Origin of the sequence: Pseudomonas sp. (assembly GCF_030147005.1) — a bacterium.
In the GTDB taxonomy this organism is placed as follows: Bacteria; Pseudomonadota; Gammaproteobacteria; order Pseudomonadales; family Pseudomonadaceae; genus Aquipseudomonas.
In genome coordinates, this window is record NZ_JASLAW010000241.1 from 1 (window position 1) to 26,354 (window position 26,354).

The 26,354-nt window shown below is 60.5% G+C and carries 31 protein-coding genes; 26 read left to right on the forward strand and 5 right to left on the reverse strand.

Annotation, left to right across the window (positions count from 1 at the left end; genetic code table 11):
• The coding region (locus Q1V60_RS22510) for an Rne/Rng family ribonuclease (RefSeq protein ID WP_300634954.1) at positions 1 to 1,141 on the reverse strand (1,141 nt) is incomplete at its 3' end.
• Between the two features lie 758 nt (positions 1,142 to 1,899).
• Here Q1V60_RS22510 and rluC point away from each other — a divergent pair.
• The 3 genes from rluC to Q1V60_RS22525 are packed head-to-tail and all read left to right on the forward strand — an operon-like array spanning position 1,900 to position 4,513.
• Positions 1,900 to 2,859, forward strand: coding sequence for a 23S rRNA pseudouridine(955/2504/2580) synthase RluC (gene rluC / locus Q1V60_RS22515; RefSeq protein ID WP_048730954.1), 960 nt, complete (start codon positions 1,900 to 1,902; stop codon positions 2,857 to 2,859).
• Positions 2,846 to 3,508, forward strand: a complete 663-nt coding sequence (locus tag Q1V60_RS22520) for an HAD-IA family hydrolase (protein WP_300634957.1) — start codon at positions 2,846 to 2,848, stop codon at positions 3,506 to 3,508. Before rluC ends, Q1V60_RS22520 begins: the two co-directional genes overlap by 14 nt.
• A gap of 21 nt (positions 3,509 to 3,529) precedes the next feature.
• Positions 3,530 to 4,513 carry a S49 family peptidase gene (locus Q1V60_RS22525; protein ID WP_300634959.1) on the forward strand — a complete coding sequence of 328 codons (984 nt, stop codon included), beginning with the start codon at positions 3,530 to 3,532 and terminating at the stop codon, positions 4,511 to 4,513.
• 134 nt (positions 4,514 to 4,647) lie between these two features.
• On the opposite strand, the gene Q1V60_RS22530 is transcribed toward Q1V60_RS22525, so the two are convergent.
• Entirely contained in the window at positions 4,648 to 5,226 is a 579-nt protein-coding gene (locus tag Q1V60_RS22530; protein ID WP_300634961.1) for a nucleoside triphosphate pyrophosphatase, read from the reverse strand.
• Positions 5,227 to 5,331: 105 nt separating this feature from the next.
• Between Q1V60_RS22530 and Q1V60_RS22535 the strand changes: the two genes are divergently transcribed.
• The 20 genes from Q1V60_RS22535 (at position 5,332) to Q1V60_RS22630 (ending at position 22,972) form a co-directional block, all read left to right on the forward strand.
• Positions 5,332 to 5,862, forward strand: a complete 531-nt coding sequence (locus tag Q1V60_RS22535; RefSeq protein WP_300634963.1) for a YceD family protein — start codon at positions 5,332 to 5,334, stop codon at positions 5,860 to 5,862.
• Between the two features lie 13 nt (positions 5,863 to 5,875).
• Complete coding sequence (gene rpmF, locus Q1V60_RS22540; RefSeq protein WP_003179396.1) at positions 5,876 to 6,058, forward strand: 50S ribosomal protein L32; 183 nt, start codon at positions 5,876 to 5,878, stop codon at positions 6,056 to 6,058.
• Between the two features lie 4 nt (positions 6,059 to 6,062).
• Positions 6,063 to 7,073 carry a phosphate acyltransferase PlsX gene (gene plsX, locus Q1V60_RS22545; protein WP_300634965.1) on the forward strand — a complete coding sequence of 337 codons (1,011 nt, stop codon included), beginning with the start codon at positions 6,063 to 6,065 and terminating at the stop codon, positions 7,071 to 7,073.
• Between the two features lie 144 nt (positions 7,074 to 7,217).
• On the forward strand, positions 7,218 to 8,162 hold the full coding sequence (fabD, locus tag Q1V60_RS22550; protein WP_300634967.1) for an ACP S-malonyltransferase: 945 nt from the start codon (positions 7,218 to 7,220) through the stop codon (positions 8,160 to 8,162).
• 28 nt (positions 8,163 to 8,190) lie between these two features.
• Positions 8,191 to 8,934, forward strand: a complete 744-nt coding sequence (fabG, locus tag Q1V60_RS22555; protein WP_300634969.1) for a 3-oxoacyl-ACP reductase FabG — start codon at positions 8,191 to 8,193, stop codon at positions 8,932 to 8,934.
• A gap of 191 nt (positions 8,935 to 9,125) precedes the next feature.
• Positions 9,126 to 9,362, forward strand: a complete 237-nt coding sequence (acpP, locus tag Q1V60_RS22560) for an acyl carrier protein (protein ID WP_003175607.1) — start codon at positions 9,126 to 9,128, stop codon at positions 9,360 to 9,362.
• Between the two features lie 128 nt (positions 9,363 to 9,490).
• Entirely contained in the window at positions 9,491 to 10,735 is a 1,245-nt protein-coding gene (gene fabF, locus Q1V60_RS22565) for a beta-ketoacyl-ACP synthase II (RefSeq protein ID WP_300634971.1), read from the forward strand.
• A complete protein-coding gene (gene pabC / locus Q1V60_RS22570; protein WP_300634973.1) occupies positions 10,735 to 11,550 on the forward strand; it encodes an aminodeoxychorismate lyase in 816 nt (271 codons plus the stop codon). The genes fabF and pabC overlap by 1 nt, the downstream gene beginning before the upstream one ends.
• A gap of 1 nt (position 11,551) precedes the next feature.
• A complete protein-coding gene (gene mltG / locus Q1V60_RS22575) occupies positions 11,552 to 12,673 on the forward strand; it encodes an endolytic transglycosylase MltG (RefSeq protein ID WP_300634975.1) in 1,122 nt (373 codons plus the stop codon).
• A 19-nt stretch (positions 12,674 to 12,692) separates the two neighbouring features.
• Positions 12,693 to 13,325 (forward strand): dTMP kinase, encoded by a 633-nt coding sequence (gene tmk, locus Q1V60_RS22580; RefSeq protein ID WP_300634977.1) that lies wholly within the window; start codon positions 12,693 to 12,695, stop codon positions 13,323 to 13,325.
• The gene (locus Q1V60_RS22585; RefSeq protein WP_300634979.1) at positions 13,318 to 14,307 is read left to right on the forward strand and encodes a DNA polymerase III subunit delta'; all 990 of its coding nucleotides are present in this window, start codon (positions 13,318 to 13,320) and stop codon (positions 14,305 to 14,307) included. Before tmk ends, Q1V60_RS22585 begins: the two co-directional genes overlap by 8 nt.
• 56 nt (positions 14,308 to 14,363) lie before the next feature.
• Positions 14,364 to 15,149: a TatD family hydrolase gene (locus Q1V60_RS22590; RefSeq protein ID WP_300634981.1), complete on the forward strand. Its 786-nt coding sequence runs from the start codon at positions 14,364 to 14,366 to the stop codon at positions 15,147 to 15,149.
• A gap of 436 nt (positions 15,150 to 15,585) precedes the next feature.
• Entirely contained in the window at positions 15,586 to 16,251 is a 666-nt protein-coding gene (locus tag Q1V60_RS22595) for a TetR/AcrR family transcriptional regulator (RefSeq protein ID WP_300634983.1), read from the forward strand.
• A gap of 138 nt (positions 16,252 to 16,389) precedes the next feature.
• Positions 16,390 to 17,358: a radical SAM protein gene (locus Q1V60_RS22600; protein ID WP_300634985.1), complete on the forward strand. Its 969-nt coding sequence runs from the start codon at positions 16,390 to 16,392 to the stop codon at positions 17,356 to 17,358.
• Positions 17,359 to 17,477: 119 nt separating this feature from the next.
• Positions 17,478 to 18,083, forward strand: coding sequence for a DUF4823 domain-containing protein (locus tag Q1V60_RS22605; protein ID WP_300634987.1), 606 nt, complete (start codon positions 17,478 to 17,480; stop codon positions 18,081 to 18,083).
• Between the two features lie 16 nt (positions 18,084 to 18,099).
• Complete coding sequence (locus Q1V60_RS22610) at positions 18,100 to 18,660, forward strand: DUF1285 domain-containing protein (RefSeq protein WP_300634989.1); 561 nt, start codon at positions 18,100 to 18,102, stop codon at positions 18,658 to 18,660.
• 71 nt (positions 18,661 to 18,731) lie between these two features.
• Entirely contained in the window at positions 18,732 to 19,445 is a 714-nt protein-coding gene (locus Q1V60_RS22615) for a GntR family transcriptional regulator (protein ID WP_300634991.1), read from the forward strand.
• Positions 19,442 to 20,443 (forward strand): ADP-ribosylglycohydrolase family protein, encoded by a 1,002-nt coding sequence (locus Q1V60_RS22620; protein WP_300634993.1) that lies wholly within the window; start codon positions 19,442 to 19,444, stop codon positions 20,441 to 20,443. The genes Q1V60_RS22615 and Q1V60_RS22620 overlap by 4 nt, the downstream gene beginning before the upstream one ends.
• Before the next feature lie 152 nt (positions 20,444 to 20,595).
• Complete coding sequence (locus Q1V60_RS22625; protein WP_300634994.1) at positions 20,596 to 22,062, forward strand: cytosine permease; 1,467 nt, start codon at positions 20,596 to 20,598, stop codon at positions 22,060 to 22,062.
• A complete protein-coding gene (locus Q1V60_RS22630; RefSeq protein WP_300634995.1) occupies positions 22,055 to 22,972 on the forward strand; it encodes a PfkB family carbohydrate kinase in 918 nt (305 codons plus the stop codon). Before Q1V60_RS22625 ends, Q1V60_RS22630 begins: the two co-directional genes overlap by 8 nt.
• A gap of 115 nt (positions 22,973 to 23,087) precedes the next feature.
• Here Q1V60_RS22630 and Q1V60_RS22635 read toward each other — a convergent pair whose 3' ends face one another.
• Genes Q1V60_RS22635 through Q1V60_RS22645 form a run of 3 tightly spaced genes read right to left on the reverse strand, consistent with a single transcriptional unit; the run spans position 23,088 to position 24,185 of the window.
• Positions 23,088 to 23,468, reverse strand: coding sequence for a termination factor Rho (locus Q1V60_RS22635; protein ID WP_300634997.1), 381 nt, complete (start codon positions 23,466 to 23,468; stop codon positions 23,088 to 23,090).
• Between the two features lie 48 nt (positions 23,469 to 23,516).
• Positions 23,517 to 23,783 carry a hypothetical protein gene (locus Q1V60_RS22640; protein ID WP_300634999.1) on the reverse strand — a complete coding sequence of 89 codons (267 nt, stop codon included), beginning with the start codon at positions 23,781 to 23,783 and terminating at the stop codon, positions 23,517 to 23,519.
• Positions 23,784 to 23,834: 51 nt separating this feature from the next.
• On the reverse strand, positions 23,835 to 24,185 hold the full coding sequence (locus Q1V60_RS22645; RefSeq protein ID WP_300635000.1) for a hypothetical protein: 351 nt from the start codon (positions 24,183 to 24,185) through the stop codon (positions 23,835 to 23,837).
• A gap of 191 nt (positions 24,186 to 24,376) precedes the next feature.
• Between Q1V60_RS22645 and Q1V60_RS22650 the strand changes: the two genes are divergently transcribed.
• From Q1V60_RS22650 to Q1V60_RS22660, 3 genes are all read left to right on the forward strand, one after another.
• Positions 24,377 to 24,856: a GNAT family N-acetyltransferase gene (locus tag Q1V60_RS22650; RefSeq protein ID WP_124359456.1), complete on the forward strand. Its 480-nt coding sequence runs from the start codon at positions 24,377 to 24,379 to the stop codon at positions 24,854 to 24,856.
• Positions 24,857 to 25,096: 240 nt separating this feature from the next.
• The gene (locus tag Q1V60_RS22655) at positions 25,097 to 25,918 is read left to right on the forward strand and encodes an SDR family oxidoreductase (protein ID WP_300635004.1); all 822 of its coding nucleotides are present in this window, start codon (positions 25,097 to 25,099) and stop codon (positions 25,916 to 25,918) included.
• A 32-nt stretch (positions 25,919 to 25,950) separates the two neighbouring features.
• Positions 25,951 to 26,354 (forward strand): substrate-binding domain-containing protein (locus tag Q1V60_RS22660; protein WP_300635006.1); only part of this gene is annotated, 404 nt, incomplete at its 3' end.

A 26,354-nucleotide genomic window follows, 5' to 3' on the forward strand; every position in this document is an offset into this window, starting at 1 on the left:
GGCCGAAGCGCGAGATGCGACCGACCTGTACGCGGGCGCGGTCGGCTTCCAGGCACTCACGGACCTTCTCTTCCACGGCGCGCTGGTTCTTGGCCGGGGTCATGTCGATGAAGTCGATGACGATCAGGCCGCCGATGTCGCGCAGGCGCAACTGACGGGCGATTTCTTCGGCGGCTTCAAGGTTGGTCTGCAGGGCGGTTTCTTCGATGTCGCTGCCTTTGGTGGCGCGCGCCGAGTTGATGTCGATGGACACCAGGGCTTCGGTCGGATCGATGACGATGGAGCCGCCGGACGGCAGTTCTACGACGCGCTGGAACGCGGTCTCGATCTGGCTTTCGATCTGGAAACGGTTGAACAGCGGCACGCTGTCTTCGTACAGCTTGATCTTGCTGGCGTACTGCGGCATGACCTGGCGGATGAAGGTCAGGGCTTCGTCCTGGGCTTCAACGCTGTCGATCAGCACTTCGCCGATGTCCTGGCGCAGGTAATCGCGGATGGCGCGGATGATCACGTTGCTTTCCTGGTAGATCAGGAATGGCGCGGAGCGATCCAGGGAGGCTTCTTTGATGGCGGTCCACAGTTGCAGCAGGTAGTCGAGGTCCCACTGCATTTCTTCGCTGCTGCGGCCCAGGCCGGCAGTGCGCACGATCAGGCCCATGTCGGCCGGTGCGATCAGGCCGTTCAGCGCTTCACGCAGTTCGTTGCGCTCTTCGCCTTCGATGCGACGGGAGATGCCGCCGGCACGCGGGTTGTTCGGCATCAGCACCAGGTAACGACCGGCCAGGCTGATGAAGGTGGTCAGGGCGGCGCCCTTGTTGCCACGTTCTTCTTTCTCGACCTGAACGATCACTTCCTGGCCTTCGCTCAGGACGTCCTTGATGTTTACACGGCCTTCGGGGGCCTTCTTGAAGTATTCGCGGGAGATTTCTTTGAGGGGCAGGAAGCCGTGGCGCTCGGAGCCGAAGTCGACAAAGGCAGCCTCAAGGCTTGGTTCGATGCGAGTAATACGGCCTTTATAGATGTTGGCCTTTTTTTGCTCGCGCGCACCGGATTCGATGTCCAGGTCGTAGAGGCGCTGGCCATCTACCAGTGCAACACGCAACTCTTCGGGTTGAGTTGCGTTAATCAGCATTCTTTTCATGTTGTACCGTCGGTTTCCGGGCTGCCGGAAACGGCGTTCGGCACACACGACTTCTCACGGTCGGTGTCAGGTGCGTCAAGAGTGGTTGGCCACTCCAGTGTCCAGCAAAACCTGCCAATTGGGCGGGTATCGCGACGGACGCGTCCTGCTTGTTAGCGGTGGTGACAAAAGCACCACTTCAACAAAAGCTAAGGTCAGGAGGAGGAATCAACCGGCGACTGTGGACGAGATGAAGCGTCTAAATATAAGCCTAGTGCTACACGGTCCGACGGTTGTGCATCTCCACCCTACACGTATCCCTGATAATTCGGGTGCTGCCGCGCGCAGAATCCGCAGCGGGTTGGCATTTACCGTGTTCTCCAAAGGGGAGTCCACGCTCATGGCTAAACAAGACTAGGTGTGGGCGACTGCGCTCTCACTCAGCTCTTAACAGGCGTTGTTTCCGAAGCATTCGCCATGGTCTGGCACGAGACTGACTGCACTTTGTGAACTGGCCGTAAATATCGGCGCGCAAGGCGAGTATTCACTCTGCTTTGCGTACTCGCTTCAGGCCTCATGTCACCTGCGCTTGTTACAATCTCAAGCCTTCCAAGGTGGCGAACGCCCCGTAGGACGGCCTCGCGTCCTGATGAATTGCGATGGTCAGGGCCGGCAGTTTGCCGCAAGTCCTCTGTCCAAGCCGCTTTTGGCGGCGTTCGCGACTATAGCAGCAATGATTAAGTGCTTCAATTCCATAAAAAATTGTTATCATCGCCGCCATGACGACTACCGCCCCCCAGACCCCCAGCGTCCAGCTGCTCGAGGTCTCGCCGGAATATGCCGGCCAACGCATCGATAATTTTCTCCTGGCCAGGCTCAAAGGCGTGCCCAAGACCTTGATTTACCGCATCCTGCGCAAAGGCGAAGTGCGCGTGAACAAAGGCCGGATCAAGCCCGAGTACAAGTTGCAGGCGGGCGACATTGTCCGCGTGCCGCCCGTACGTGTGCCTGAGCGCGATGAGCCGGTGCCGCTGGCTCAGGGCCTGTTGCAGCGCCTGGAAGCGTCGATTGTCTTTGAAGACAACAAGCTGATCGTGATCAACAAGCCTTGCGGCATTGCGGTGCATGGCGGCAGCGGCTTGAATTACGGCGTGATCGAAGCTTTTCGTCAGTTGCGCCCCGATGCCAAGGAGCTGGAGCTGGTCCATCGACTGGACCGCGACACCTCGGGCCTGTTGATGATCGCCAAGAAGCGCAGCATGTTGCGCCACTTGCACACCGCCCTGCGCGGCGACGGCGTGGACAAGCGCTACATGGCGCTGGTGCGTGGCAACTGGGCCAGCTCGATCAAGAGCGTGCGGGCGCCGTTGCAGAAGAGCAACCTGCGCTCCGGTGAGCGCATGGTGGAAGTGGACGAGGAGGGCAAAGAAGCCCTGACCCTGTTCAAGGTGCTGCGCCGCTTCGGCGATTTCGCCACCATGGTCGAGGCCAAGCCGGTTACCGGGCGTACCCACCAGATCCGCGTGCACACCCTGCACGCCGGCCACTGCATTGCCGGTGATACCAAATACGGCGACGAGGGTTTTTCCAAGGAAATTCGCGACCTGGGCGGCAAGCGCCTGTTTCTGCACGCCTATATGCTTACCGTGCCGCTGCCCGATGGTGGCGAGCTGAAGTTGCAGGCGCCGGTCGATGAGATGTGGGCCAAGACCGTGGAGCGTTTGAGTGTCGCACCTTGATTACAAGCTGCTGATCTTCGACTGGGACGGAACGCTGGCCAACTCCATAGGGCGGATTGTCGAATCGATGCACGTGGCCTCGACTCGCTCCGGCTTCGAGCCGTGCAGCGATCTGGCAGTCAAGGGCATTATCGGTCTGGGTTTGCCTGAGGCCATCCGCACCCTGTACCCGCAGATTGATGACACGCAACTGGTCGCGTTTCGACAGCACTACGCGGACCATTACATCGCTCTTGAAGCAGAGCCTTCCCCACTGTTTGACGGTGTGAGGCAATCCCTGGAGGCGTTCCGTGACCAGGGCTATTACCTTGCCGTGGCCACCGGCAAGGCTCGGCGCGGGCTCGATCGTGTGCTCAAGGCCCATGGCTGGGACGATTATTTCGACATTACCCGTGCCGCGGATGAAACCGCCAGCAAACCCCACCCTCTGATGCTGGAGCAGATCCTGGCTCACTGCGGTGTAGCGCCGCGTCAGGCATTGATGGTGGGGGACGCGTCCTTCGACCTGATGATGGCGCGCAATGCCGGCATGGACAGCGTGGCAGTCAGCTACGGCGCCCAGGCGGCCGAAGCCTTGCAGCAATATGAGCCCAGGCTGACGATTGATCATTTTTCTGAACTGCAGGCCTGGCTCGGTCGGGCTCAATAAGTCTTTGCTGGGGTTAATGGCATGAGTGACGAGTGGAAAGCGCCTGAAAAGGCCGATAACAGCGACGACAAAAGCTGGAAGTTGCTGGAAAAGACCCTGCTGGCCAGCGTGCAGGAGCAGCGTCGCTCGCGGCGTTGGGGGATTTTCTTCAAGCTGCTGACCTTTGTTTACCTGCTGGGCATGCTGGCGTTGTTCAGCCCGTTGATGGACATGGAAAAAAGCGCCGCCCGTGGCAGCAACTACACCGCCTTGATCGAGGTGCGCGGGGTCATTGCCGACAAAGAACCGGCCAGCGCCGACAATATCGTCAGCAGCTTGCGCGCCGCGTTCGAAGACCCCAAGGTCAAAGGGGTGATTCTGCGCATCAACAGTCCGGGCGGCAGCCCTGTGCAGTCGGGTTATGTGTACGACGAGATTCGCCGTCTGCGCGCCCTGCATCCGGATACCAAGCTTTATGCGGTGATCTCGGACCTGGGCGCTTCGGGTGCCTATTACATTGCCAGCGCCGCTGACCAGATCTATGCGGACAAGGCCAGCCTGGTGGGCTCCATTGGCGTGACGGCGGCAGGCTACGGCTTTGTCGGCACCATGGAGAAGCTAGGGGTGGAGCGTCGCACCTATACGTCGGGCGAGCATAAGGCGTTCCTCGACCCGTTCCAGCCGCAGAAGGCCGATGAGACCCAGTTCTGGCAGGGGGTGCTCGACACCACCCACCGTCAGTTCATTGCCAGCGTCAAGCAAGGCCGTGGCGATCGGCTGAAGGATAAGGAGCATCCGGAGCTGTTCTCCGGGCTTGTGTGGTCGGGTGAGCAGGCATTGCCGCTGGGCTTGGTCGATGGCCTGGGCAGTGCCAGTTCGGTGGCGCGGGATGTGATTGGCGAGAAGGAGTTGGTGGATTTCACGGTTGAGGAATCGCCGTTTGATCGCTTCTCCAAGAAGCTGGGTGCCAGCGTTGCGGAGAAGCTGGCGCTGTATATGGGTTTTCAAGGCCCGACATTGCGCTGATATTCCAGCGTTGACGCCGTTCAAAATGTGGGAGCGGGCTTGCTCGCGAATGCAATGGATCGGTCACCATCTTTAGTGACTGACCCTCCGCATTTGCGAGCAAGCCTGCTCCCACATTTAGTTTCAGGGTGGGCTTAAGGGATTTGTATGCCTTCAGCCAGCAGCATATCCACCAGTCGAATCAGTGGCAGTCCTATCAAGCTGGTCGCATCCGGCCCTTCGGTACTCTGGAACAGGCTCACACCCAGTCCCTCGGCCTTGAAGCTACCCGCACAGTCATACGGCTGCTCGATCCGCAAATAACGTTCGATGCGTTCGGCATCCAGTTCGCGCATGTGCACGGTAAAGGGAACGCAGTCGACCTGGCAGTGCCCTGTCTCGCTATTGAGCAGCGCCAACCCGGTAAGAAAGCTCACGCGCTTGCCACTGGCGGCCAATAATTGTTCGCGGGCGTTCTCGAAGGTGTGAGGCTTGCCGATAATGCGGCCTTCCAGCGCGGCGACTTGGTCTGAACCGATGATCAGATGCCCGGGATGACGGGCAGCCAGGGCGCGCGCCTTATGTTCGGCCAGGCGCTTGACCAGCTCCACGGCGGATTCATTTGCACGGTGGCTTTCATCGATATCCGGCGCGCTGCAGATGAACGGCAAGTGCAGGCGGCTCAGTAATTCCCGGCGATAAACCGAGCTGGACGCGAGTAATAAAGGCAGCATAGACGTCTCCTCAAGACAGCCGCCGATTCTAGCGGCGTGACCGGCTGACGCACAGGGCTGAATTTCCTTTGACATGGCTGGGGGCATCCCTATAATGCTGCGCCTATGTTGAATGACCCGATTCCACCTCACGTTGACCCGCGCAAATTGGCTGATCGTGGCACTTCCCTTCAAGGTGAATTGCTGCTGGCCGATTTGGAGAGACTCTGCGACCCGCTTTCCGACACTGTCGGTACGGTGCAGGCCAAATTCGTTTTTGAACGAGATGAACGTAAGTCTGTGGTAATCCACAGTATTATCGACACCGAAGTCAAGATGGTCTGCCAGCGTTGTCTTGAGCTGGTCACCCTGCCGATCCACAGCGAGTGCAGTTATGCCGTGGTGAAGGAGGGTGCGAATACCCAGTCGTTGCCGAAAGGTTATGACGTGCTGGAACTGGGCGAAGATCCTTTGGATCTGCATGCACTGATCGAGGAGGAGCTTTTGCTCGCCTTGCCCATTGTGCCTGCTCATCATCCGGAAGAATGCCAGCAGCCGGCGGGCCTCGATGACGAGCCCGAACCGAGCGAGGACGAGGTAACGCGGTCCAACCCGTTCAGTGTATTGGCGCAGTTAAAGCGTGACCCAAACGTTTAGGAGTTAATCAATTATGGCTGTTCAGCAGAACAAAAAATCCCGCTCCGCCCGTGACATGCGTCGTTCGCACGACGCTCTCGAGGCTAGCACCCTGTCCGTGGAAAAGACCACTGGTGAAGTTCACCTGCGTCACCACGTATCGCCAGAAGGCGTATACCGTGGCCGTAAAGTGATCGACAAGGGCGCTGACGAGTAATCACTTGTCCGCTCAAGTCATCGCGATTGACGCAATGGGCGGGGACTTCGGTCCCCGCAGCATTGTTCAGGCCTGCATTGCCAGCCTGTCTGCTACGCCCTCGCTGCACCTGACCCTCGTCGGTCAACCCTCCTTACTTGAAGAATTGATTGCCAGCCATCCGGCAGTGGATCGCGCGCGCCTGACTGTCACAGCGGCCAGCGAAACCATCACCATGGACGAAAAACCGGCGGCGGCCCTGCGCGGCAAGCCCGACTCGTCCATGCGCGTGGCGTTGCAATTATTGCGCGACGGCAAGGTGCAAGCCTGTGTCAGCGCCGGCAATACGGGCGCGCTGATGGCCTTGTCGCGGCATGTGCTCAAGACGCTGCCCGGCATTGACCGGCCGGCGATGGTGGCGGCGATTCCGACGCAGGAAGGTTATTGCCAACTGCTGGATCTGGGCGCGAACGTCGATTGCACTGCCGAGCACCTGCTGCAGTTCGCTGTGATGGGCTCGGTGGCGGCGCAAGCGTTGGGTGTGGCGCGGCCGCGAGTGGCCTTGCTGAATATCGGCACCGAAGACATCAAGGGCAACCAGCAGGTCAAGCTCGCCGCAGCATTGCTGCAGGGCGCGCGGGGCTTGAACTACATCGGCTTTGTCGAAGGTGACGGTGTGTACCGTGGCGAAGCGGATGTGGTGGTGTGCGACGGGTTTGTCGGCAATATCCTGCTCAAATCCAGCGAAGGCTTGGCCTCCATGATCGCCACGCGTATCGAAGCGCTGTTCAAGCAGAACCTGATGTCGCGTGCGGTCGGCGCCCTGGCGCTGCCATTGATGCGCCGTCTGCAGGCCGACCTGGCACCGGCCCGGCACAACGGTGCGAGCTTTCTTGGCTTGCAGGGCATCGTGGTGAAAAGCCATGGCTCGGCCGGGGTGCAGGGCTTCCAGAGCGCCATTGCGCGAGCCTTGATCGAGATCCAGGAGAATCTGCCGCAACGCTTGCACGGTCGTCTGGAGGATCTGTTGCTTTAGGCGAATTGGCCGGGGAGTGCTTAAATGTGACCGGCCAGTTCAATTGACCATCCAATCTGTCAGTTTCGTGCGCTCCCGTCTTGGTTTTCACCTCAAGATCGGCAGCGACCATTTTTGACGACCCGATCATTAGGGGCTTGTTATATGTCTACATCCCTCGCATTCGTCTTTCCAGGGCAGGGTTCGCAGTCCCTCGGCATGTTGGCCGAGCTGGGCGCGCAATATCCGCTGGTCCTGGATACTTTCAAGGAAGCTTCCGATGCCCTGGGTTACGACCTGTGGGCGTTGACCCAGCAGGGCCCGGAAGAACAACTCAATCAAACCGATAAAACCCAGCCGGCCATCCTGACCGCCTCGATCGCCCTGTGGCGCTTATGGCTGGCCGAAGGCGGCGCGCGCCCGGCATTTGTCGCCGGTCACAGCCTGGGCGAATACAGCGCCTTGGTTGCGGCGGGCAGCCTGACCCTCGCTGAAGCGGTCAAGTTGGTCGAGCGTCGTGGTCAGTTGATGCAGGAGGCCGTTCCGGCCGGGCAGGGCGGCATGGCCGCTATCCTGGGCCTGGACGACGCCGTGGTGATCGAAGCCTGCGCCGAAGCGGCGCAGGGTGAAGTGGTCAGCGCCGTGAACTTCAACTCCCCTGGCCAAGTGGTCATCGCGGGTGCCAAGGCGGCGGTCGAGCGCGCCATCGAAGGTTGCAAGGCCCGTGGCGCCAAGCGTGCGCTGCCGTTGCCGGTAAGCGTACCGTCCCACTGCGAGCTGATGCGCCCGGCCGCCGAGCGTTTTGCCGAGTCTATTGCTGCCATCAACTGGCAGGCGCCGCAGATCCCGCTGGTGCAGAACGTCAGCGCGGCGGTAGCCCCTGACCTGGACACCCTCAAGCGGGACCTGCTGGAGCAGCTCTACAAGCCGGTACGCTGGGTTGAATCGGTGCAGACCCTGGCCGCCAACGGCGCCACCGAGCTGGTCGAGTGCGGTCCGGGCAAAGTCCTGGCCGGCCTGAACAAGCGCTGCGCCGACGGTGTGTCGACCGCCAACCTCAATACCCCTGAAGCCTTCGCTGCCGCTCGCGGCACTGGCATGAACGCTTAATCCCGATTCTGACTTAGGAGAAGCCTGCATGAGTCTGCAAGGTAAAGTTGCACTGGTTACCGGCGCAAGCCGTGGCATCGGCCAGGCCATCGCCCTGGAGCTGGGCCGTCAGGGCGCCGTTGTGATCGGCACCGCCACGTCCGCCTCGGGCGCCGAGCGTATCGCCGCGACCCTGAAGGAAAACGGCGTGCAGGGCACCGGCCTTGAGCTGAACGTGACCAGTGATGAGTCCGTGGCGGCCGTGCTGGCCGAGATCGCCGCTCAGTTCGGTGCACCGGCGATTCTGGTAAACAATGCCGGTATCACCCGCGATAATCTGATGATGCGCATGAAAGACGACGAATGGTACGACGTGGTCGATACCAACCTGAACAGTCTGTTTCGCCTGTCCAAGGGCGTTTTGCGCGGCATGACCAAGGCGCGGTGGGGTCGAATTATCAATATTGGCTCCGTAGTGGGTGCCATGGGCAACGCGGGCCAAGTAAACTACGCTTCCGCCAAGGCCGGTCTGGAAGGTTTCAGCCGTGCACTGGCGCGTGAAGTCGGCTCGCGGTCGATTACGGTAAACTCGGTGGCCCCAGGGTTCATCGACACCGATATGACCCGCGAACTGCCTGAAGCACAGCGTGAAGCCTTGCTGACGCAGATTCCGCTGGGCCGTCTGGGCCAGGCTCAAGAGATCGCGAATGTGGTCACTTTCCTGGCATCCGACGGTGCGGCATACGTGACTGGGGCTACAATCCCGGTGAACGGCGGGATGTACATGAGTTAAATTGTGACGGATCGCTTCAAAAATATGTCATACGAGCTGTCTAAAATCCGTTATAAAGCTGCAACTTAATTTATAGGCAGGTGGCCGAGCAGGTACAGGGTGAAGCTTTCAGTTGAAAAGCTGAAATGGCTTTCTATACACTTACCCACTGGCCAGCTGCCTGAATTTGTCCATTAGGAGTTAAACAAGGTATGAGCACCATCGAAGAGCGCGTCAAGAAAATCGTCGCCGAGCAACTGGGCGTTAAGGAAGAAGAAGTGGTGAACACTGCTTCCTTCGTAGAAGACCTGGGTGCCGATTCCCTTGACACCGTTGAGCTGGTGATGGCTCTGGAAGAGGAATTCGAGACCGAAATCCCGGACGAAGAAGCTGAAAAAATCACTACTGTTCAAGCTGCCATCGACTACGTTACTAGCCACCAGGCGTAATAGTTTGTAGTCGTCGCTTGCTGTCAGGGAAAAACCGCACTGCTGTAACGGCGTGCGGTTTTTTCTTTAAGCGGTGACGAAAAGTACGCTGCGAAGCAAAGTGTCGTCATTAGAAAAAGGAGAGTGCTGTGTCGCGTAGACGCGTCGTAGTCACCGGTATGGGTATGTTGTCGCCACTGGGCACGGATGTGCCAGGCAGTTGGCAGGGCATTCTGGCTGGCCGCAGTGGTATCGGTCTGATCGAACACACGGACCTTTCTGCCTATTCAACCCGTTTTGGCGGCTCGGTAAAGGGTTTCGATGTCGAGCAGTACCTCTCGCTCAAAGAATCCCGCAAGCTCGACCTGTTCATTCAGTACGGCCTGGCAGCCGGTTTTCAGGCGGTGCGTAATGCCGGCCTGGAAGTTACCGACGCCAACCGTGAACGAATCGGCGTGGCCATGGGTTCGGGTATTGGTGGTCTGACCAATATCGAAGAAACCAGTCGCACGCTGCACGATTCCGGCCCCCGTCGAATTTCACCGTTCTTCGTGCCGGGTTCGATCATCAATATGATTTCCGGTTTCCTGTCCATCCATTTGGGCGCACAGGGGCCTAACTACGCCATTGCAACGGCGTGCACCACGGGGACTCACTGCATCGGCATGGCGGCGCGCAACATCGCCTACGATGAAGCTGACGTGATGATCGCCGGTGGCGCCGAGATGGCGGCCTGCGGCCTGGGCATGGGCGGCTTCGGCGCGTCCCGTGCGCTGTCGACCCGCAACGATGAGCCGACCCGTGCCAGCCGTCCGTGGGACAAAGGCCGTGACGGTTTCGTGCTGTCCGACGGTGCCGGTGCCCTGGTGCTGGAAGAGTTGGAGCATGCCAAAGCGCGCGGTGCCACCATCTATGCCGAGCTGATCGGTTTTGGCATGAGCGGCGACGCCTACCACATGACCTCGCCACCGTCCGACGGTGCCGGTGCCGCGCGTTGCATCACCAACGCCCTGCGTGATGCGAAGGTCAATGCTGACCAGGTGCAGTACATCAACGCCCATGGCACATCGACGCCGACCGGCGACCTGGCGGAAGCCGAGGCTATCAAGTCGGTGTTCGGCGAGCACGCCTATAAGCTGGCGGTCAGCTCCACCAAGTCCATGACCGGCCATCTGCTGGGCGCGGCGGGCGCGGTCGAGGCGATCTTCAGTGTCATGGCCATCAAGGACCAGGTCGCTCCGCCGACCATCAACCTCGATGAGCCGGACGAAGGCTGCGACCTGAACTTCGTGCCTCACGAAGCGCAACCGATGCCGATCGACGTGGTGATCTCCAATTCGTTCGGATTTGGTGGCACCAACGGCTCGCTGGTGTTCCGCCGGTTCGCCGAGTGATGCATAGCTGGGTCGACGGTCAACCAGCGGACGGCGTGCCCCTGAAAGATCGCGGCCTGGCGTATGGCGATGGTTTGTTTGAAACCATCGCGGTCAAGGCCGGGCAGCCGGTGCTGCTCGACCGTCATCTGCAGCGCCTTCATGAGGGCTGCAGGCGCCTCGCATTAGCGGCGGATCAGGCTCTGGTGCGTAGCGAGGTGCTGGCCTATGCCGCCGCCCTGGGCGATGGCGTGCTCAAGTTGATTCTCACCCGTGGCGATAGCCAGCGCGGTTACGGCATCAGCCCCGATGCCGTTGTACGCCGTATCTTGCAGGGCAGTCCGCCCGCTGCTTATCCCGAAGCTCATGGTACCGACGGCATCCGCCTGTTCCCATGCGCCACCCGCTTGGCCGAACAACCGCTGCTGGCCGGGCTCAAACACCTTAACCGCCTTGAACAGGTGCTCGCGCGCGCTGAATGGCGGGACGGCGAACATGCCGAAGGCTTGATGCTGGATATGTCCGGTCGGGTCATCGAAGGTGTGTTCAGCAACCTGTTTCTGGTGCGCAACGGTTTATTACTCACCGCTGATCTGAAGCGTTGCGGCGTTGCCGGCGTGATGCGTGCCGAGATCCTGACCCAGGCGCAAGCGCTGGGGGCCCCGGTGGCCGTGGCCGACATCAGCCTGGAGCAGTTGCGGCAGGCCGACGAAGTTTTCACGTGCAACAGCGTTTATGGCATCTGGCCGGTACGTGAGTGCGCAGGTATGAGCTGGCCGGTTGGGCCGCTCACCCGTAAACTGCAGGGCATTGTTCGCGCGCTATTGGATATTTGAGTTGATACGAAAACTGGTTTTACTGCTGCTGTTCGTTGTGTTCTCGGCGGCGCTGCTGTTGGGCTTTGGCGCCTGGAAATACAACGCCGCCTTGAAGCAGCCGTTGCATCTGACCCAGGAGCAATTGCTCGATGTGCCGGCAGGGGCGACGCCCACCGGCACCTTCAATCGTCTGGAGGCCGACGGCGTGCTCGACGGTGCCTTCTGGCTACGTCTTTACTGGCGCTTCAATCTCGAAGGCCAGCCGCTGCACAGCGGCGAATATCGCATGACCCCGGGCCTCACCGCGCAAGGCCTGATCGGCCTGTGGCAACGTGGGGAAGTGGTGCAATACAGCCTGACCCTGGTGGAGGGGTGGAACTTTCGCCAGGTACGATCGGCCCTGGCCAAGCATGACAAGATCGTGCAGTCGCTCTCGGGCCTCAGTGACAGCGAAGTGATGGACAAGCTTGGCCATCCTGGCGTGTTCCCGGAGGGGCGATTCTTTCCTGACACCTATCGTTTTGTGCGGGGCATGACGGATGTTGAATTCCTGAAAAAAGCCTACAACCGCCTGGATGAAGTGCTGGCCCAGGAGTGGAGCAGGCGCGCCGCTGATGCGCCTTACACCGAGCCTTATCAAGCACTGATCATGGCCTCGCTGGTGGAAAAGGAAACCGGTGTGCCCGAAGAACGCGGGCAAATTGCCGGTGTGTTCGTGCGTCGCCTGAAGATGGGCATGATGTTGCAGACCGACCCCACGGTGATCTATGGCCTGGGTGAGCGCTACAACGGCAAGTTGACCCGTGCCCATCTCAAGGAGGCCAACCCCTACAACACCTACATGATCGCCGGCCTGCCGCCGACGCCCATCGCCATGGTTGGCCGCGAGGCGATTCATGCCGCGCTGAACCCGGTGCCGGGCAGCAGCCTGTATTTTGTCGCCCGTGGCGATGGCAGCCATATTTTCTCGGACAACCTGGATGCGCATAATGCGGCCGTGCGTGAGTTTCAGCTCAAGCGCCGCGCCGATTACCGTTCCAGCCCGGCACCGCTGGTCAAGCCGTCGGAAGACGCGGCACCGCCGGTTGACGCGCCGGTCGAGCCCGCACCGGATGCCAGCGCCCCGCAAAGCCCGCAATGACTCTGATTAAGGACTGCCTGTGACTGGCTTGTTTGTGACCCTCGAAGGCCCGGAAGGCGCCGGCAAAAGCACCAACCGCGATTACCTGGCCGAGCGCCTGCGTGCCTCGGGCATCGAAGTGGTGTTGACCCGTGAGCCCGGCGGTACGCCGCTGGCCGAGCGCATCCGTGAGGTGTTGCTGGCGCCGGGTGACGAGCCGATGAATCCGGACACCGAGCTGCTGCTGGTATTCGCCGCCCGTGCCCAGCATTTGGCCGAGGTGATCCGACCGGCCCTGGCACGCGGTGCGGTGGTGATCTGCGACCGTTTCACTGACTCCACCTACGCCTACCAGGGCGGCGGTCGCGGGTTGTGCCTGGAACGTATCGCTACCTTGGAAAGCTTCGTTCAGGGGGATCTGCGTCCAGATCTGACCCTGCTGTTCGATCTGCCGGTGGAAGTGGGGATGGCCCGCGCCAGTGCCCGCGGCCGCCTGGATCGTTTCGAGCTGGAAGGCCAGGCGTTTTTCGACGCGGTGCGCACCGCGTTCCTCGAGCGTGCCAAGGCCGAGCCTGCGCGTTACTCGCTGCTTGACGCGGCTCAGCCACTGGCTCAGGTGCAGCAAGCCATCGATGCGCTGTTGCCCTCGCTCCTGGAGCGCGCCCGTGGCTGACGCCTACCCATGGCAGGACGGCCTCTGGCAACAATTGGCCGGCCGGGCCCAGCACGCCCACGCCTATTTGCTGCACGGCCCGATAGGCATCGGCAAACGCGCCCTTGCCGAGCGTTTGATGGCCAGCCTGTTGTGCCAGCGGCCCGTCAACCTGCACGCTTGTGGCGAATGCAAATCCTGTCTGTTGCTGAAGGCAGGTAGTCACCCCGACAACTATGTGCTGGAACCTGAGGAAGCAGACAAAGCGATCAAGGTCGACCAGGTACGCGACCTTGTCAGCTTCGTGGTGCAGACCGCGCAAATGGGCGGGCGCAAGGTGGTGCTGATCGAGCCGGTTGAGGCCATGAACATCAACGCTGCCAACGCCTTGCTCAAAAGCCTTGAAGAACCCTCCGGCGACACCGTACTGCTGCTGGTGAGTCACCAATCCAGCCGTTTGCTGCCGACTATTCGCAGCCGTTGCGTGCAGCAGGCGTGCCCGTTGCCGAGCGAGGCCATGAGCCTGCAATGGCTGGCGCAGGCGCTGCCGGACTGCTCAGCAGACGAACTGATCGAATTGCTGACCCTGGCCGCAGGCTCCCCCTTGGCGGCGGTGAAGCTGCAAGCCCAAGGCGTGCGAGAACAACGAGCGCTGGTTGTAGAAGGCGTGAAGAAGCTCATCAAACAGGAATTGTCCGCCACGCAACTGGCCGAAAGTGCGTGGAAGGATATTCCCCTGTTGCTGCTGTTCGACTGGTTCTGCGATTGGTCCAGCCTGATCCTGCGCTACCAACTGACCCAGGACGAACACGGCCTGGGTTTGCCGGACATGCGCAAGGTGGTGCAATACCTTGCGCAGAAAAGCGCGCAGGATAAGGTGCTGAACATTCAGGACTGGATCCTCGCCCAGCGCCAGAAAGTGCTAAGCAAAGCCAACCTCAACCGCGTGTTGTTGCTTGAGGCGCTGCTGGTGCAGTGGGTCGGCTTGCTCGGACGCCGTTAATTTCCTTTGCCGACGGGTGTATCGTCGGCCAGACACTACTCAAGTTGTAATTGCCCATGCTCGTAGATTCCCATTGCCATCTCGATCGTCTTGATCTCGCCCAGCACAACGGTTCCCTTGACGCCGCCCTCGACGCTGCGCGCCAGCGCGGGGTAGGGCACTTCCTGTGCATCGGTGTCAGTGCTGAAAACGCCGCCGACGTCAAAGCCCTCGCTGACCGCTACGCCGATGTGGATTGTTCGGTAGGTATCCATCCGCTGGACCTCAAACCCGGCGAAGCTCCGGCCCTCGACTGGCTGTTGGGCGAACTCAATCACCCGCGCGTCGTCGCCATCGGCGAAACCGGCCTGGATTACCACTACGAACCCGAAGCCGCCGACCTGCAGCAGGCTTCATTCCGCCTTCACCTGCAAGCCGCGCAACAGACCGGCAAGCCGGTGATCGTCCACACCCGTGGTGCTCGTGCCGATACCCTGGCTCTCTTGCGCGAAGCCGCGCTGCCGCAGGCGGGTGTATTGCATTGCTTTACCGAAGATTGGGAGATGGCCAAGGCCGCCCTGGACCTGGGGTTCTATATTTCCCTGTCGGGCATCGTTACCTTCCGCAATGCCGACGCACTGCGTGATGTAGCCCGCCAGGTACCGGCCGACCGGCTGTTGGTGGAAACGGACTCGCCGTACCTGGCGCCGATTCCCCATCGGGGCAAGCCGAACCTGCCGGAGTATGTGCGTGACGTGGCCGATTATCTGGCGATGCTGCGGGGTGAGTCTTACGAGCGCTTCGCCGAACAGACGACCGAGAACTTCAAGCGTTTGTTTCCACTGGCCCACGTGGCTTCCTGACAGTCGGCAAATCGCAGGCAAAAAAAACCCGGGTTCTGGGGGGTGAATCCGGGTTAAGACCATTAGGAGTAAAACAAGGGCACACAGTCCGTCGGTACCCAGGTCGACGCGTCACTTGGGGGAGATGTCGCGCCGACACTTGAAGTATTGATCACTATCCAATTCAGTCCAGTCTCAATTGATCGTTTTTTAAACAGATTTGGAATACGCCTTCTTCGCTTTGAACATGATGCGCAGGTTCAAAGAGTGCGTCTTGTTTCTGACTCATTTCGCTGAAATCGTTGGCGTACTGAAAGTAAAGTGCGTAACCGGTTCACATAGGCGTTGCCCAACGACCGTTCAGTCGGGATAATCCCACGCATCGGGTAAATCGTATCGCCACGTATCTGTGGCGTGCGTAACCCTCCCTATTCCGACCTTTGCAGACCTCTTCCTCATGCATAAAGAACCCCGTAAGGTCCGTGAGTTTCGCCGCCGTGAGCAGGAAATTCTCGACACCGCGCTCAAATTGTTCCTCGAACAAGGCGAAGACAGCGTCACCGTTGAGATGATCGCGGATGCCGTGGGCATCGGCAAAGGCACGATCTACAAGCACTTCAAGTCCAAGGCCGAGATTTACCTGCGCCTGATGCTCGACTACGAGCGTGACTTGAACGAGCTGCTGCATTCGGCCGATGTCGACAAGGACAAAGAAGCCTTGTCCCGGGCCTATTTTGAGTTCCGCATGCGCGATCCGCAGCGCTACCGCCTGTTCGACCGCCTGGAAGAAAAGGTCGTCAAGGGCCATCAAGTGCCGGAAATGGTCGAGGAACTGCACAAGATCCGCGCCTCCAACTTTGAACGCCTGACCTTGTTGATCAAGGGGCGTATCAGTGAAGGCAAGCTCGAGGACGTGCCACCTTACTTCCATTACTGCGCCGCCTGGGCACTGGTGCATGGCGCCGTGGCGCTGTATCACTCGCCCTTCTGGAGCAATGTGCTGGAAGATCAGGAAGGCTTCTTTCAGTTCCTGATGGATATTGGCGTGCGCATGGGCAACAAGCGCAAGCACAGCAGTGAACTGCCTGGTCCTGAAAAAAGCAGCGAAGCCCCAGCCGCCTGAGTCATTCGCTATGGTGATGACGTAATGAATTACTGCCAGGCGCAATACCCTAGGAATATACTCAGGCAAGGATCTTGCTAAAAGCTGATTTATAGGTCAGCTTCTAGTGCGCCGAAATATCCTCTGCCGGAGTGCTTCATGATCGTTGATCGTCAAGGCAGGCGTTTTCGCAATTTGCGGATCAGCCTGACCTCAGCCTGCAATTACGCCTGTACCTACTGCGTGCCCAACGGCAAGCGGCTGGTGGCTGCCCAGGATGAGCTTTCGGCCCAAGCCATGGCGCGAGGCGTGGCTTACCTGATCGAAGCGGCCGGCATCGAGCGCCTGCGTATCACCGGTGGCGAGCCGCTGGTGAGCCCAAAGCTGGAAGCCTTCATGGGCGCCGTGGGGCAAATGGGGCTCAGCGATATCAGCCTGACCACCAACGGCCAGTTGCTGGCGCGTAAGCTGCCGCTGCTGGTGGACGCGGGTATCCGGCGCATCAACGTTTCCCTCGATACCCTGGATGCCCACGCCTTCCGCAGCATCGCCCGCGGTGGCTACCTCGCCACTGTACTCGACGGCATGGACCAGGCCCGCGCGGCCGGGATCAAGATCAAGGTCAATATGGTGCCCTTGCGCGGCCAGAACCTGGACCAGGTAATGCCGTTGCTCGATTACTGCCTGGAGCGGGGCTACGAGCTGCGCTTTATCGAATTGATGCGCATGGGGCACTTGGCGAAAGACTCCAACGCGTTCCTGCAACAATTCGTCAGCCTGCAACAACTGCTCAGCCTGATCGGCGAACACCATGAATACCTGCAAGCCAATGCGCCTGTTGACGCTACGGCCGTGCGCTATGAAGTGCCGGGCAAGGGCTTCTTTGGGGTGATCGCCAATGAAAGCGTGCCGTTCTGCCGCACCTGCTCGCGATTGCGTCTGTCCTCTACGGGTTGGTTGCATGGTTGCCTGTCTTCGAGCAATCGTCACTACGTCGGCGAACTGCTGGACAAGCCGCGTCACCAGGCACTGCCGGCGCTGCAAGGGCTGCTGGTGAAGGCTCTGGGCGACAAGCAGGAAGTGGCGTTCTCCGGCGGCGCAACGGTCATGAAGATCATTGGCGGCTGACGCGCTTTCCCGCTTCACGCACAACGCCACCTTTAGTTGTGCACCGTTCCTGAATGGCGCGGATTCTGCATTACCTGCCCATTCGCCGGTTTTCCGTCACCGGCTTTTGGAGAAATAGGATGCGTAGTCTGGTTTTGTTGCTGGCGTCGTTGGCACTCGGTGGTTGCATGACCGTCAGTGATATGGCCGAAGGCACCCGCTATCAGATGAGCGACGCCGGCTTGCTCGACCACAGTGATACGCGCCGTACCGCGTCGATCCGTGTGCAGCCGGACTCCTTCATCTTTATTGCCCAGGGCGCTTTCGTGCCGCCCGGCAGCGCTTATCCGCGACCGAACGTGGTGGCGGAGGAGGCCTTCAACGGCTTCGTCGAATATTTCCCCATGGTGCGTCGCGCCCGTCAGCCCGAGGGCCTCGAGCAGGCCATGGCCGAGGCTCGCGCGGCGGGGGCGCACTACTTGCTGTATTGCCGTTTTGCGGCAGCCGATGACCGTATTGGCAACGCCGATGAGTGGACCGACCAGCAAGCCCTGGACCGCCTTGGCCTGGACAGTGGCGTCATCCAAATCATGTTGATCGAGACCAGTACCCAGTATTTGATTGATACTGCACGTATTCGCAGTCGTGGCGGTTTACTGACGTTCCACGACAATTCGCCACAAGATCTGATTGCCCGGCCCCTGGCCCAGTACGCCCGAGGCTTGCTCGGGATGAGCAATCAGTAAGCCTGAGGAGACCCCCATGACCGATACCGCCAAGGCCAATGATCTATTGGCGCAACTGCCCAAAGGTAAAGGGCCGGCGCCGGTGCATCTGTGGAACCCGGATTTCTGCGGCCATATCGACATGCGCATCGCCCGAGACGGCACTTGGTTTTATCAGGGCACGCCGATTGGGCGCAAACCCATGGTCAAGTTGTTCTCCAACATCATCCGCCGCGATGGCGATGATTATTTCCTGGTGACGCCCGTGGAAAAGGTCGGCATCAGCGTCGATGACGCGCCGTTCGTTGCCGTCACGCTCGATGTGCAGGGGCAGGGCGAAAGCCAGGTGTTGCGTTTTACCAGCAACGTCGATGAACAGATCGAAGCCGGCCCTGAACACCCTCTGCGGGTGGTGATCGATCCGCTGACCGAGGAACCGGCACCATACCTGCGGGTGCGCGGCAACCTCGAAGCCTTGGTGCACCGTAATGTGTTCTATCAATTGGTCGAGCTGGCCGTGAGCCGCCCGATCAACGGTCAGAACTGGCTTGGCGTATGGAGCAGCGGGGAGTTCTTCCCAATTGGCCTTGAGCCCTGAAGCCGGGTTTTTTGATTTTCCTGAAATAATTCGCTTGCCGGAAACAGCGGCTTTCGGTTATCAATTTGAACATGATTAGACATGTTCGATTCGATAAGAAAAAACGCGTCGTCGACGAACTCATCCGCCGTATCGAGGGTGGGGTGATAGCCGACGGTTTCCTGTTGCCAGGTGAGCATCAACTGGCCGAAGAGTTTGCGGTCAGTCGGGGCACGCTGCGCGAAGCGCTGGCTGAGCTTAAGCGCCGCAACTACATCGCTACCCAAAGCGGTGTCGGCTCTATCGTCACGTTTGACGGCATGGGGCTCGACCAGCGCCACGGCTGGGCCCAGGCCCTGGCGGACACCGGCGCCAAGGTCAGCACTGAGGTGCTGCGCTTCGAAGCGGTGACCCGCCCGGACCTGTTCAGCCGTTTCGGCAGCGAGCAGTTCATTGCTCTGGACCGCCTCCGACGCACGGCCGACGGTACAGCTGTGTCGCTGGAGCGTTCGCTGATGCCGGCTACCGGAGACCTGGAAAGCCTGCCCCGCATCGGCCTGATCGACAATTCCCTGACCATTACCCTGGCGGCCTACGGCTATGTGGGCGCCGCCGGTGACCAATGGATCGGCGCCGAGGCCCTGAGCGATGGCGACGCCCAATTGCTCGGACGTTCGACCGGCACGGTATTTCTCAAGGCCTCGCGCACAACTTATGACCGTCGTGAGCGTTTCATGGAGCATGTCGAAAGCCTGCTCGACCCACTGCATTTTCGTTTGCACCTGCAATTCGGGGCGTCCAAATGACTGCTGAAACTCGCGCGCTTGGCGCTTTTTATGGCTTGGCCCTGGGCGATGCGCTGGGCATGCCCACCCAATCCTTGAGCCGTGAACAAGTCCGGCAGCGCTTTGGGGCCATCACCGCCCTGGAAGAGGCCGGCCCCGACCAACCCATTGCGCCGAACATGCCTGCCGGCTCCATCACCGATGACACCGAACAGGCGATCCTGGTCGCTGAGTTGCTCGTGCAAGGCCATGGCACAATCGAACCCCGCGTGCTCGCCCAACGCCTGATCGACTGGGAGGCGGCCATGCGCGCCAAGGGCTCCCAGGACCTGCTCGGGCCGTCCACCAAGCGCGCTATCGACATGATCCTTGCGGGGCACACCCCGGAAGAATCAGGGCGCTACGGCACCACCAATGGCGCGGCCATGCGCATCACGCCGGTGGGCATTGCCGCCGATGTCAGCGAGCCGGCGCACTTTATTCAGGCAGTGATTCAGGCCTGTCAGGTCACCCATAACACCAGCCTGGGCATTGCCAGCGCGGCGGCGGTTGCGGCGGTTGTTTCAGCCGGTATCAACGGCGTGGACCTGGGCGAAGCGCTGAACATCGGCACTCAGGTTGCGCAACAGGCGGAACACCACGGCCACTGGATTGCCGGCGGACGCATGTCCACGCGCATCAGCTGGGCGCGCACCCTGAGCGTCGGCAGCGGCGACACCGCCCTGTTCACTGACTTGCTCTATGAATTGATCGGGACTTCCGTTGCCTCCCAAGAGTCGGTGGTGGTGTCGTTCGCCCTCGCGCAGCAAGTGGCGTCGGGTGACATGAACGCCTTCGAGGCGCTGTGCCTGGCTGCCAGCCTGGGGGGCGATACCGACACCATCGCCGCAATCCTCGGCGCCATGCTCGGTGCCTGTTTAGGGATGCAGTGCTGGCCGCAAGAAATGCTCGAGCAGGTCAAGCGCGTGAATGGCCTGAACCTGCAACCGCTGGTTCAAGGATTGCTCGCATTGCGTTGAACACCAGAGTGCTGAATGCGGGAGCTGGCTTGCCTGCGATGCGATGGCCCAGTCAACCAGACTGGAATGCCTCTGTCGCAGGCATTTGTCCTATTCGCATCAGCCATTGAAGCGTTGCTACACCCATAACAATACAGGCAGGAGCCCCCCACATGAGCAGCACCTCTTCCGGTCAAAGCGCCGGGCAATTGGAAACGCGTGGCATCGAACCCGTCCCGGAGGCCGAATGCAACGGGCATCCGCTGCAGCTGTTCTGGGTATGGTTCGCCGCCAATATCAGCATCCTCGGCTTGCCGCTGGGCGCCACGCTGGTGGCGTTTCGTGGCCTGGCGATCTGGCAGGCGATCATCGTTGCGATCCTTGGCGCGGCCGGCTCCTTCGCGGTCGTGGGCATCATCTCCATCGCCGGTCGCCGTGGCCGTGCGCCCAGCCTGACCTTGTCCCGCGCCATCTTCGGCGTACGCGGCAATATCGGGCCGACCCTGGTGTCGCTGATGTCGCGCCTGGGCTGGGAAACGGTCAACACCACCACGGCCGCCTTTGTGTTGCTGTCGCTGTGCTCGATTCTGTTCGGCTCCCCGGTTGAGGCGAAAAGCGCACCGTTGCTCACCCTGATTTTCATCGCCCTCTTCGTGCTGCTGACCTTGGCCGTTTCCGGCCTGGGCCATGCCACCTTGCTGGTGATCCAGAAATGGGCGACCTACGTGTTCGGCGCCCTGAATATTCTGGTGGGCGGCTTTCTCTGCGCCACCATCGACTGGAGCGCGGTATTCAATGCCACCCCGGCGCCGCTGAGCGCCATGATCATCGGCATCGGCACCATGGCGGCCGGCACCGGCATCGGTTGGGCCAATGCCGGTGCCGATATGTCGCGCTACCAGCACCGCAGCGTCAAGGCTGTGCGGCTGGTGGCCTCCGCCGCGTTCGGTGCGGGCATTCCGCTGGTGTTGCTGATCACCCTCGGCGGCCTGCTGTCGGTGGGTAACAACGACCTGGCCTCGGCCACGGACCCGATCATTGCGATCCGCGACATGCTGCCAACCTGGATGGCGGTGCCGTACCTGATCACCGCATTCGGCGGGCTGCTGTTGTCGAACAACCTGTCGGTGTATTCGGCCGGCCTCACCACGCTGACCCTCGGCCTGAAGGTCAAGCGCGTGCATGCGGTGATCGTCGATATCGTGGCGATTTTTGCCGGCTCCATTTATTTCATGCTGATCGCCGACAGTTTCTACGGTCCGTTCATTACCTTCATCTCGTTGCTGGCGGTGCCGATCACTGCCTGGGTGGGGATTTTCGTGGTCGACCTGATCCATCGTCAATACTACAGTCCCACGGATCTGTTGGATGTCAGTCCGAGCAGCGCCTATTGGTATCGCGGCGGTGTAGAGTGGCGCGCATTCGGCGCCTGGGCACTGGCCATCGTGCTGGGTTTCAGCTTCACCACCATCGGCACCACCGCCGAAAACATTTGGTTCGCCGGACCGTTGTCCGACTCCTGGCTGGGCCACAACGGTCTTGGCTGGATCGTCACCTTCCTCGTGGCCGGCGGGGTGTATGCCGTACTGGGCGGCGCTGCCGATCGACGTCCGGCGCTAGTTGAGAGCCCCCATGTCTAGATTGCTGCATACCGGGCAGGTCATCGTCGACCTGGTCATGGCCCTCGAAGCCCTGCCTGCGACCGGTGGCGACGTACTGGCCAGCTCCGCCAGTTTCGAAGCCGGCGGCGGCTTTAACGTCATGGCCGCTGCGCGGCGCAATGGCCTGCCGGTGGTTTACCTGGGGCGTCACGGCAGCGGCCGGTTTGGTGATTTGGCCCGCGCTGCGATGCAGGCCGAAGGCATCGATATGGCACTCCCGGCAAGCGGCGGCAAGGACACCGGCTTGTGCGTGTCCCTGACCGAAGCCACCACCGAGCGCACGTTCATTTCCCATCTTGGTGCCGAGGGGGAACTGAGTGCCGAGGACCTGGCCCAGGTCGTACCGGGCACCGATGATTATGTGTATGTCAGCGGTTACAGCCTGCTGCTTGAAGGCAAGGCGCAGCCGCTGATCGACTGGTTGCTGGCGGTGCCGCGCGAGGTTGTGGTGGTGTTCGATCCGGGCCCGCTGGTCAAGGCGCCGGATTCGGCGTTGATGCGGGCGCTGTTGCCGCGTATCGATATCTGGACCAGCAACGGCCCCGAAGCCCTGGCATTCACCGGCGCCAAGGATATTGCCGCTGCGTTGCCTGAACTGCATCGACACCTGCCCGCCGAGACGCTGTTGGTGGTGCGCGATGGGCCGAATGGTTGCTGGGTAGGGCAGGTGGGCGACATCAAACATGTGCCGGGTTTCAAGGTGCGGGCGGTGGACAGCAACGGCGCGGGGGATGCGCATGCGGGGGTATTTATCGCCGAATTGGCGAGGGGCTTGAAGCCCGCCGAGGCAGCGCGTCGAGCAAACGCGGCGGCGGCATTGGCGGTGACACGTTGGGGACCGGCGACTTCTCCAGGTACTGCTGAAGTTGACGCATTTATAGCTGAGTAGAATGCGGGCCAACCTGTGGGATCGGGCTTGCTTGCGAAAAAGCGGGTGTCAGCCAACAGATTCTTGCTAACCCACCGTACTCGCGAACAGGCCCGCTCCCACATAAGATATGCGTCTAGCCCGACGCCCTCAGTGCTTCGACCAGCTCATCCTTGCGCATGGTCGAACGCCCCGGAATATTCTTGGCCCGCGCTTCCTTCATCAGGCTTTCCTTGGTTTGCGTCCCAAGGGAAGCGCGACTGCTGCGCGGTTTTCCCTCACGGCTGGCTGCCGCTCGCTTCGCTGAATCCTGCCGATCCTGGGTCTTCCTGGCAGGCGCCTTGCGCTGTCCAGACCCACCGGCCTTTTCGCCGCCGCCACACTGCTTGTTGACGGTGGCCCAGGCACGGGCTTCGGCTTCGTCCTTGGACAACCCCTTGTGCTCATAACTGTCTTCGATATGAGCGGCCTTGCGTTTCTGTTCGGTGGTGTATTTGGCTTTGCTTCCACGAGGCATCGCTAAAACTCCTTCTGGCCCCGGCAGCGGGGCCAGACCAGAAATGAATCACTGAATGCTTTGACCGTCGAGCTTGCGCGCCTCATCCACACCAGACGCGGTCAACTTGATCGGCAGGTTCAACGAATATTCACCGGCGTCGTCGGTGGTCACATGCCCATCCTTGATCAGCCCGCGGTCTTGCAGGAGAGCCAAGACACTGGCGACTTCTTTTTCACCACGGTAGTTGTCCAGCACTTCCTTGCCCAACCCTTGCGGATGGGCATGCAGCAGGCGGGTGAGGACTTCTTTTTCAAGGTTTCTATCGACGTTCATGTGTACCTCTTCACTGGGCGATGATCGGGTGTAGGTCGTGCCAGCAATGCATCAAGGTGCTGGTTGTTTCGGTGCACCCGGCAGATTCGAATCGTCGCCTTTGTTGACCTTCGGCTCGTTGACCGATGGGCCCATTTTGCCGTTGCCGACGGCGGCAGGTGCCTGACGCTGAGTGTCGTGGCCCTTGGTATGGGGATCAGCGCCGTTGGTGTTGTCGATAATTGCGCCGCCGTTGGTGTCCAGGCCAGTGCCCATCGAGTCCTGGGCTTCTTGGGTTGCAGGGTTTGGCGGGGAGCCGACCGGATCAGTCGGGCCGGTCGACGGGGTGGCGGCAAATGCGCTCAACGACGCGGCAGACAGCAGACCAGTGAGGGCGAGGGCGGCAAATTTGGAATTTTTCATGAGGGTGTCTCCATATGATTAATGTCCTTACCCTTGATTGGTCAGCCGCAGTTTGCTGTTTGTGCCTTGATGGCGACGAACGGTCTTACATGATCTGTAAGATTTTGTGTGCGTGCCTGCAGGAAATTGCGCTGCAATCGGTCATCAAAGCGTCTTAGTATGTGGGCTTTGAACTTGCCCAAGGCCCGCCCATGACCATCGAGATTCGCCCCGCCGTTCCCAGCGATGCTGCGCAGATCCTGACATTTATCACTGAGCTGGCCGAATATGAGAAAGCCCGGCACGAAGTGATCGCCAGCGTCGTGGATATCGAACGCAGCCTGTTCAGCGAAGGCGCCACCGCGCACGGCCTGATCTGTTCGCGCGACGGTGTGCCGATTGGCTTTGCGGTGTTTTTTTTCAGCTATTCCACTTGGCTGGGCAGCAACTGCCTGTATCTGGAAGACCTCTATATCAACCCGGAACAGCGCGGCGGCGGGGCCGGCAAGAAGTTGCTGCGCCACCTCGCCAGGATCGCCTGCGACAACGGCTGTGGGCGCTTCGAGTGGAGCGTGCTGGACTGGAACGAGCCGGCAATTGCCTTCTACAAATCCATCGGCGCGCAGCCCCAGGAAGAGTGGGTGCGCTATCGCATGGAAGGCGACGCGCTGAGGGATTTCGCCCAAGGCTGAAGCGAACGTGCTGAATCTCCTCCTTGTGGGAGCGGACTTGCTCGCGAATGCGGCGTATCAGACACAGCTGTACTGGCTGACCCACCGCATTCGCAAGCAAGCCCGCTCCCACAGGGCAGCTGCGTATCTTTGATTTTTCTCATAATGTGGGATGAGAATTTATATATTGAGATGTTTCAAACGATAGGTTTATAGTCGCCTGCATCAGCACTCACTACCAAAAATAAAACAGGTGAAGCGATGCAGGCACAACCGTTGTCCTTACCCGCGGTGCCCGAGCCGGCTTACGGCGAGCGACTCAAGCGCAAGGTGGTGATCGTCACCGGCGCTGCGCAAGGCATTGGCGAGGCGATCGTGGCCTGTTTCCAGGCGCAGCAGGCGCGGTTGGTGATCGCCGACATCCAAGCGGATAAGGTCGAAAAAGTTGCGGCCCATTGGCGCGAGCGTGGCGCCGAGATTGTTGCGCAAGCCGTCGATATCACCTCCAGGGAGCAATGGCAGGCGCTGGTCAATGTGGCCGTCGAGCGCTTCGGCCGGGTGGACGTGCTGGTCAACTGCGCCGGGGTCAACGTGTTTCGCGACCCGTTGGAAATGACCGACGAGGACTGGCGCCGTTGTTTCGCCATTGACCTTGACGGCGCCTGGTACGGGTGCCGCGCGGTGCTGCCGCACATGATTGAGCAGGGCATCGGCAACATCATCAACATCGCTTCCACCCATTCCAGCCACATCATTCCCGGCTGCTTTCCTTACCCCGTCGCCAAACACGGCCTGCTCGGCCTCACCCGCGCCCTTGGCATCGAATACGCGCCCAAGGGCATTCGCGTGAACGCGATCGCACCGGGTTATATCGAGACGCAGCTCAACGTCGACTACTGGAACGCTTTCCCCGACCCCCATGCGGAGCGCCAGCGAGCGTTCGACCTGCACCCGCCCAAGCGCATCGGCCAGCCCATTGAAGTGGCCATGACTGCGCTGTTCCTGGCGACCGACGAGGCGCCCTTTATCAATGCCACCTGCCTGATGATCGATGGTGGGCGGTCTGTGATGTACCACGACTAAATCGTTTTCCAATAACAAGAATGAGGTGGTTCATGTTCAAGAAGGCACTCGGCGCTGTGGCGCTTGCGATGGCGTGCAGTGGGTTCGTATCCGCTGAAGAAGTGAAGATCGGTTTTCTGGTCAAGCAGGCCGAAGAACCCTGGTTCCAGACCGAATGGGCGTTCGCCGAAAAAGCCGGCAAGGAGCACGGTTTTACCGTGATCAAGATCGCCGTGCCGGACGGTGAGAAGACCCTCTCGGCCATCGACAGCCTGGCCGCCAACGGCGCCAAGGGCTTTGTAATCTGCCCGCCGGACGTGTCGCTCGGCCCTGCGATTGTCGCCAAGGCCAAGGCCAACGGCCTCATAGTCATCGCCGTGGACGACCGCTTCGTCGATGCCAAGGACAAGTACATGGAAGACGTGCCGTACCTGGGCATGGCCGCTTTCGAAGTGGG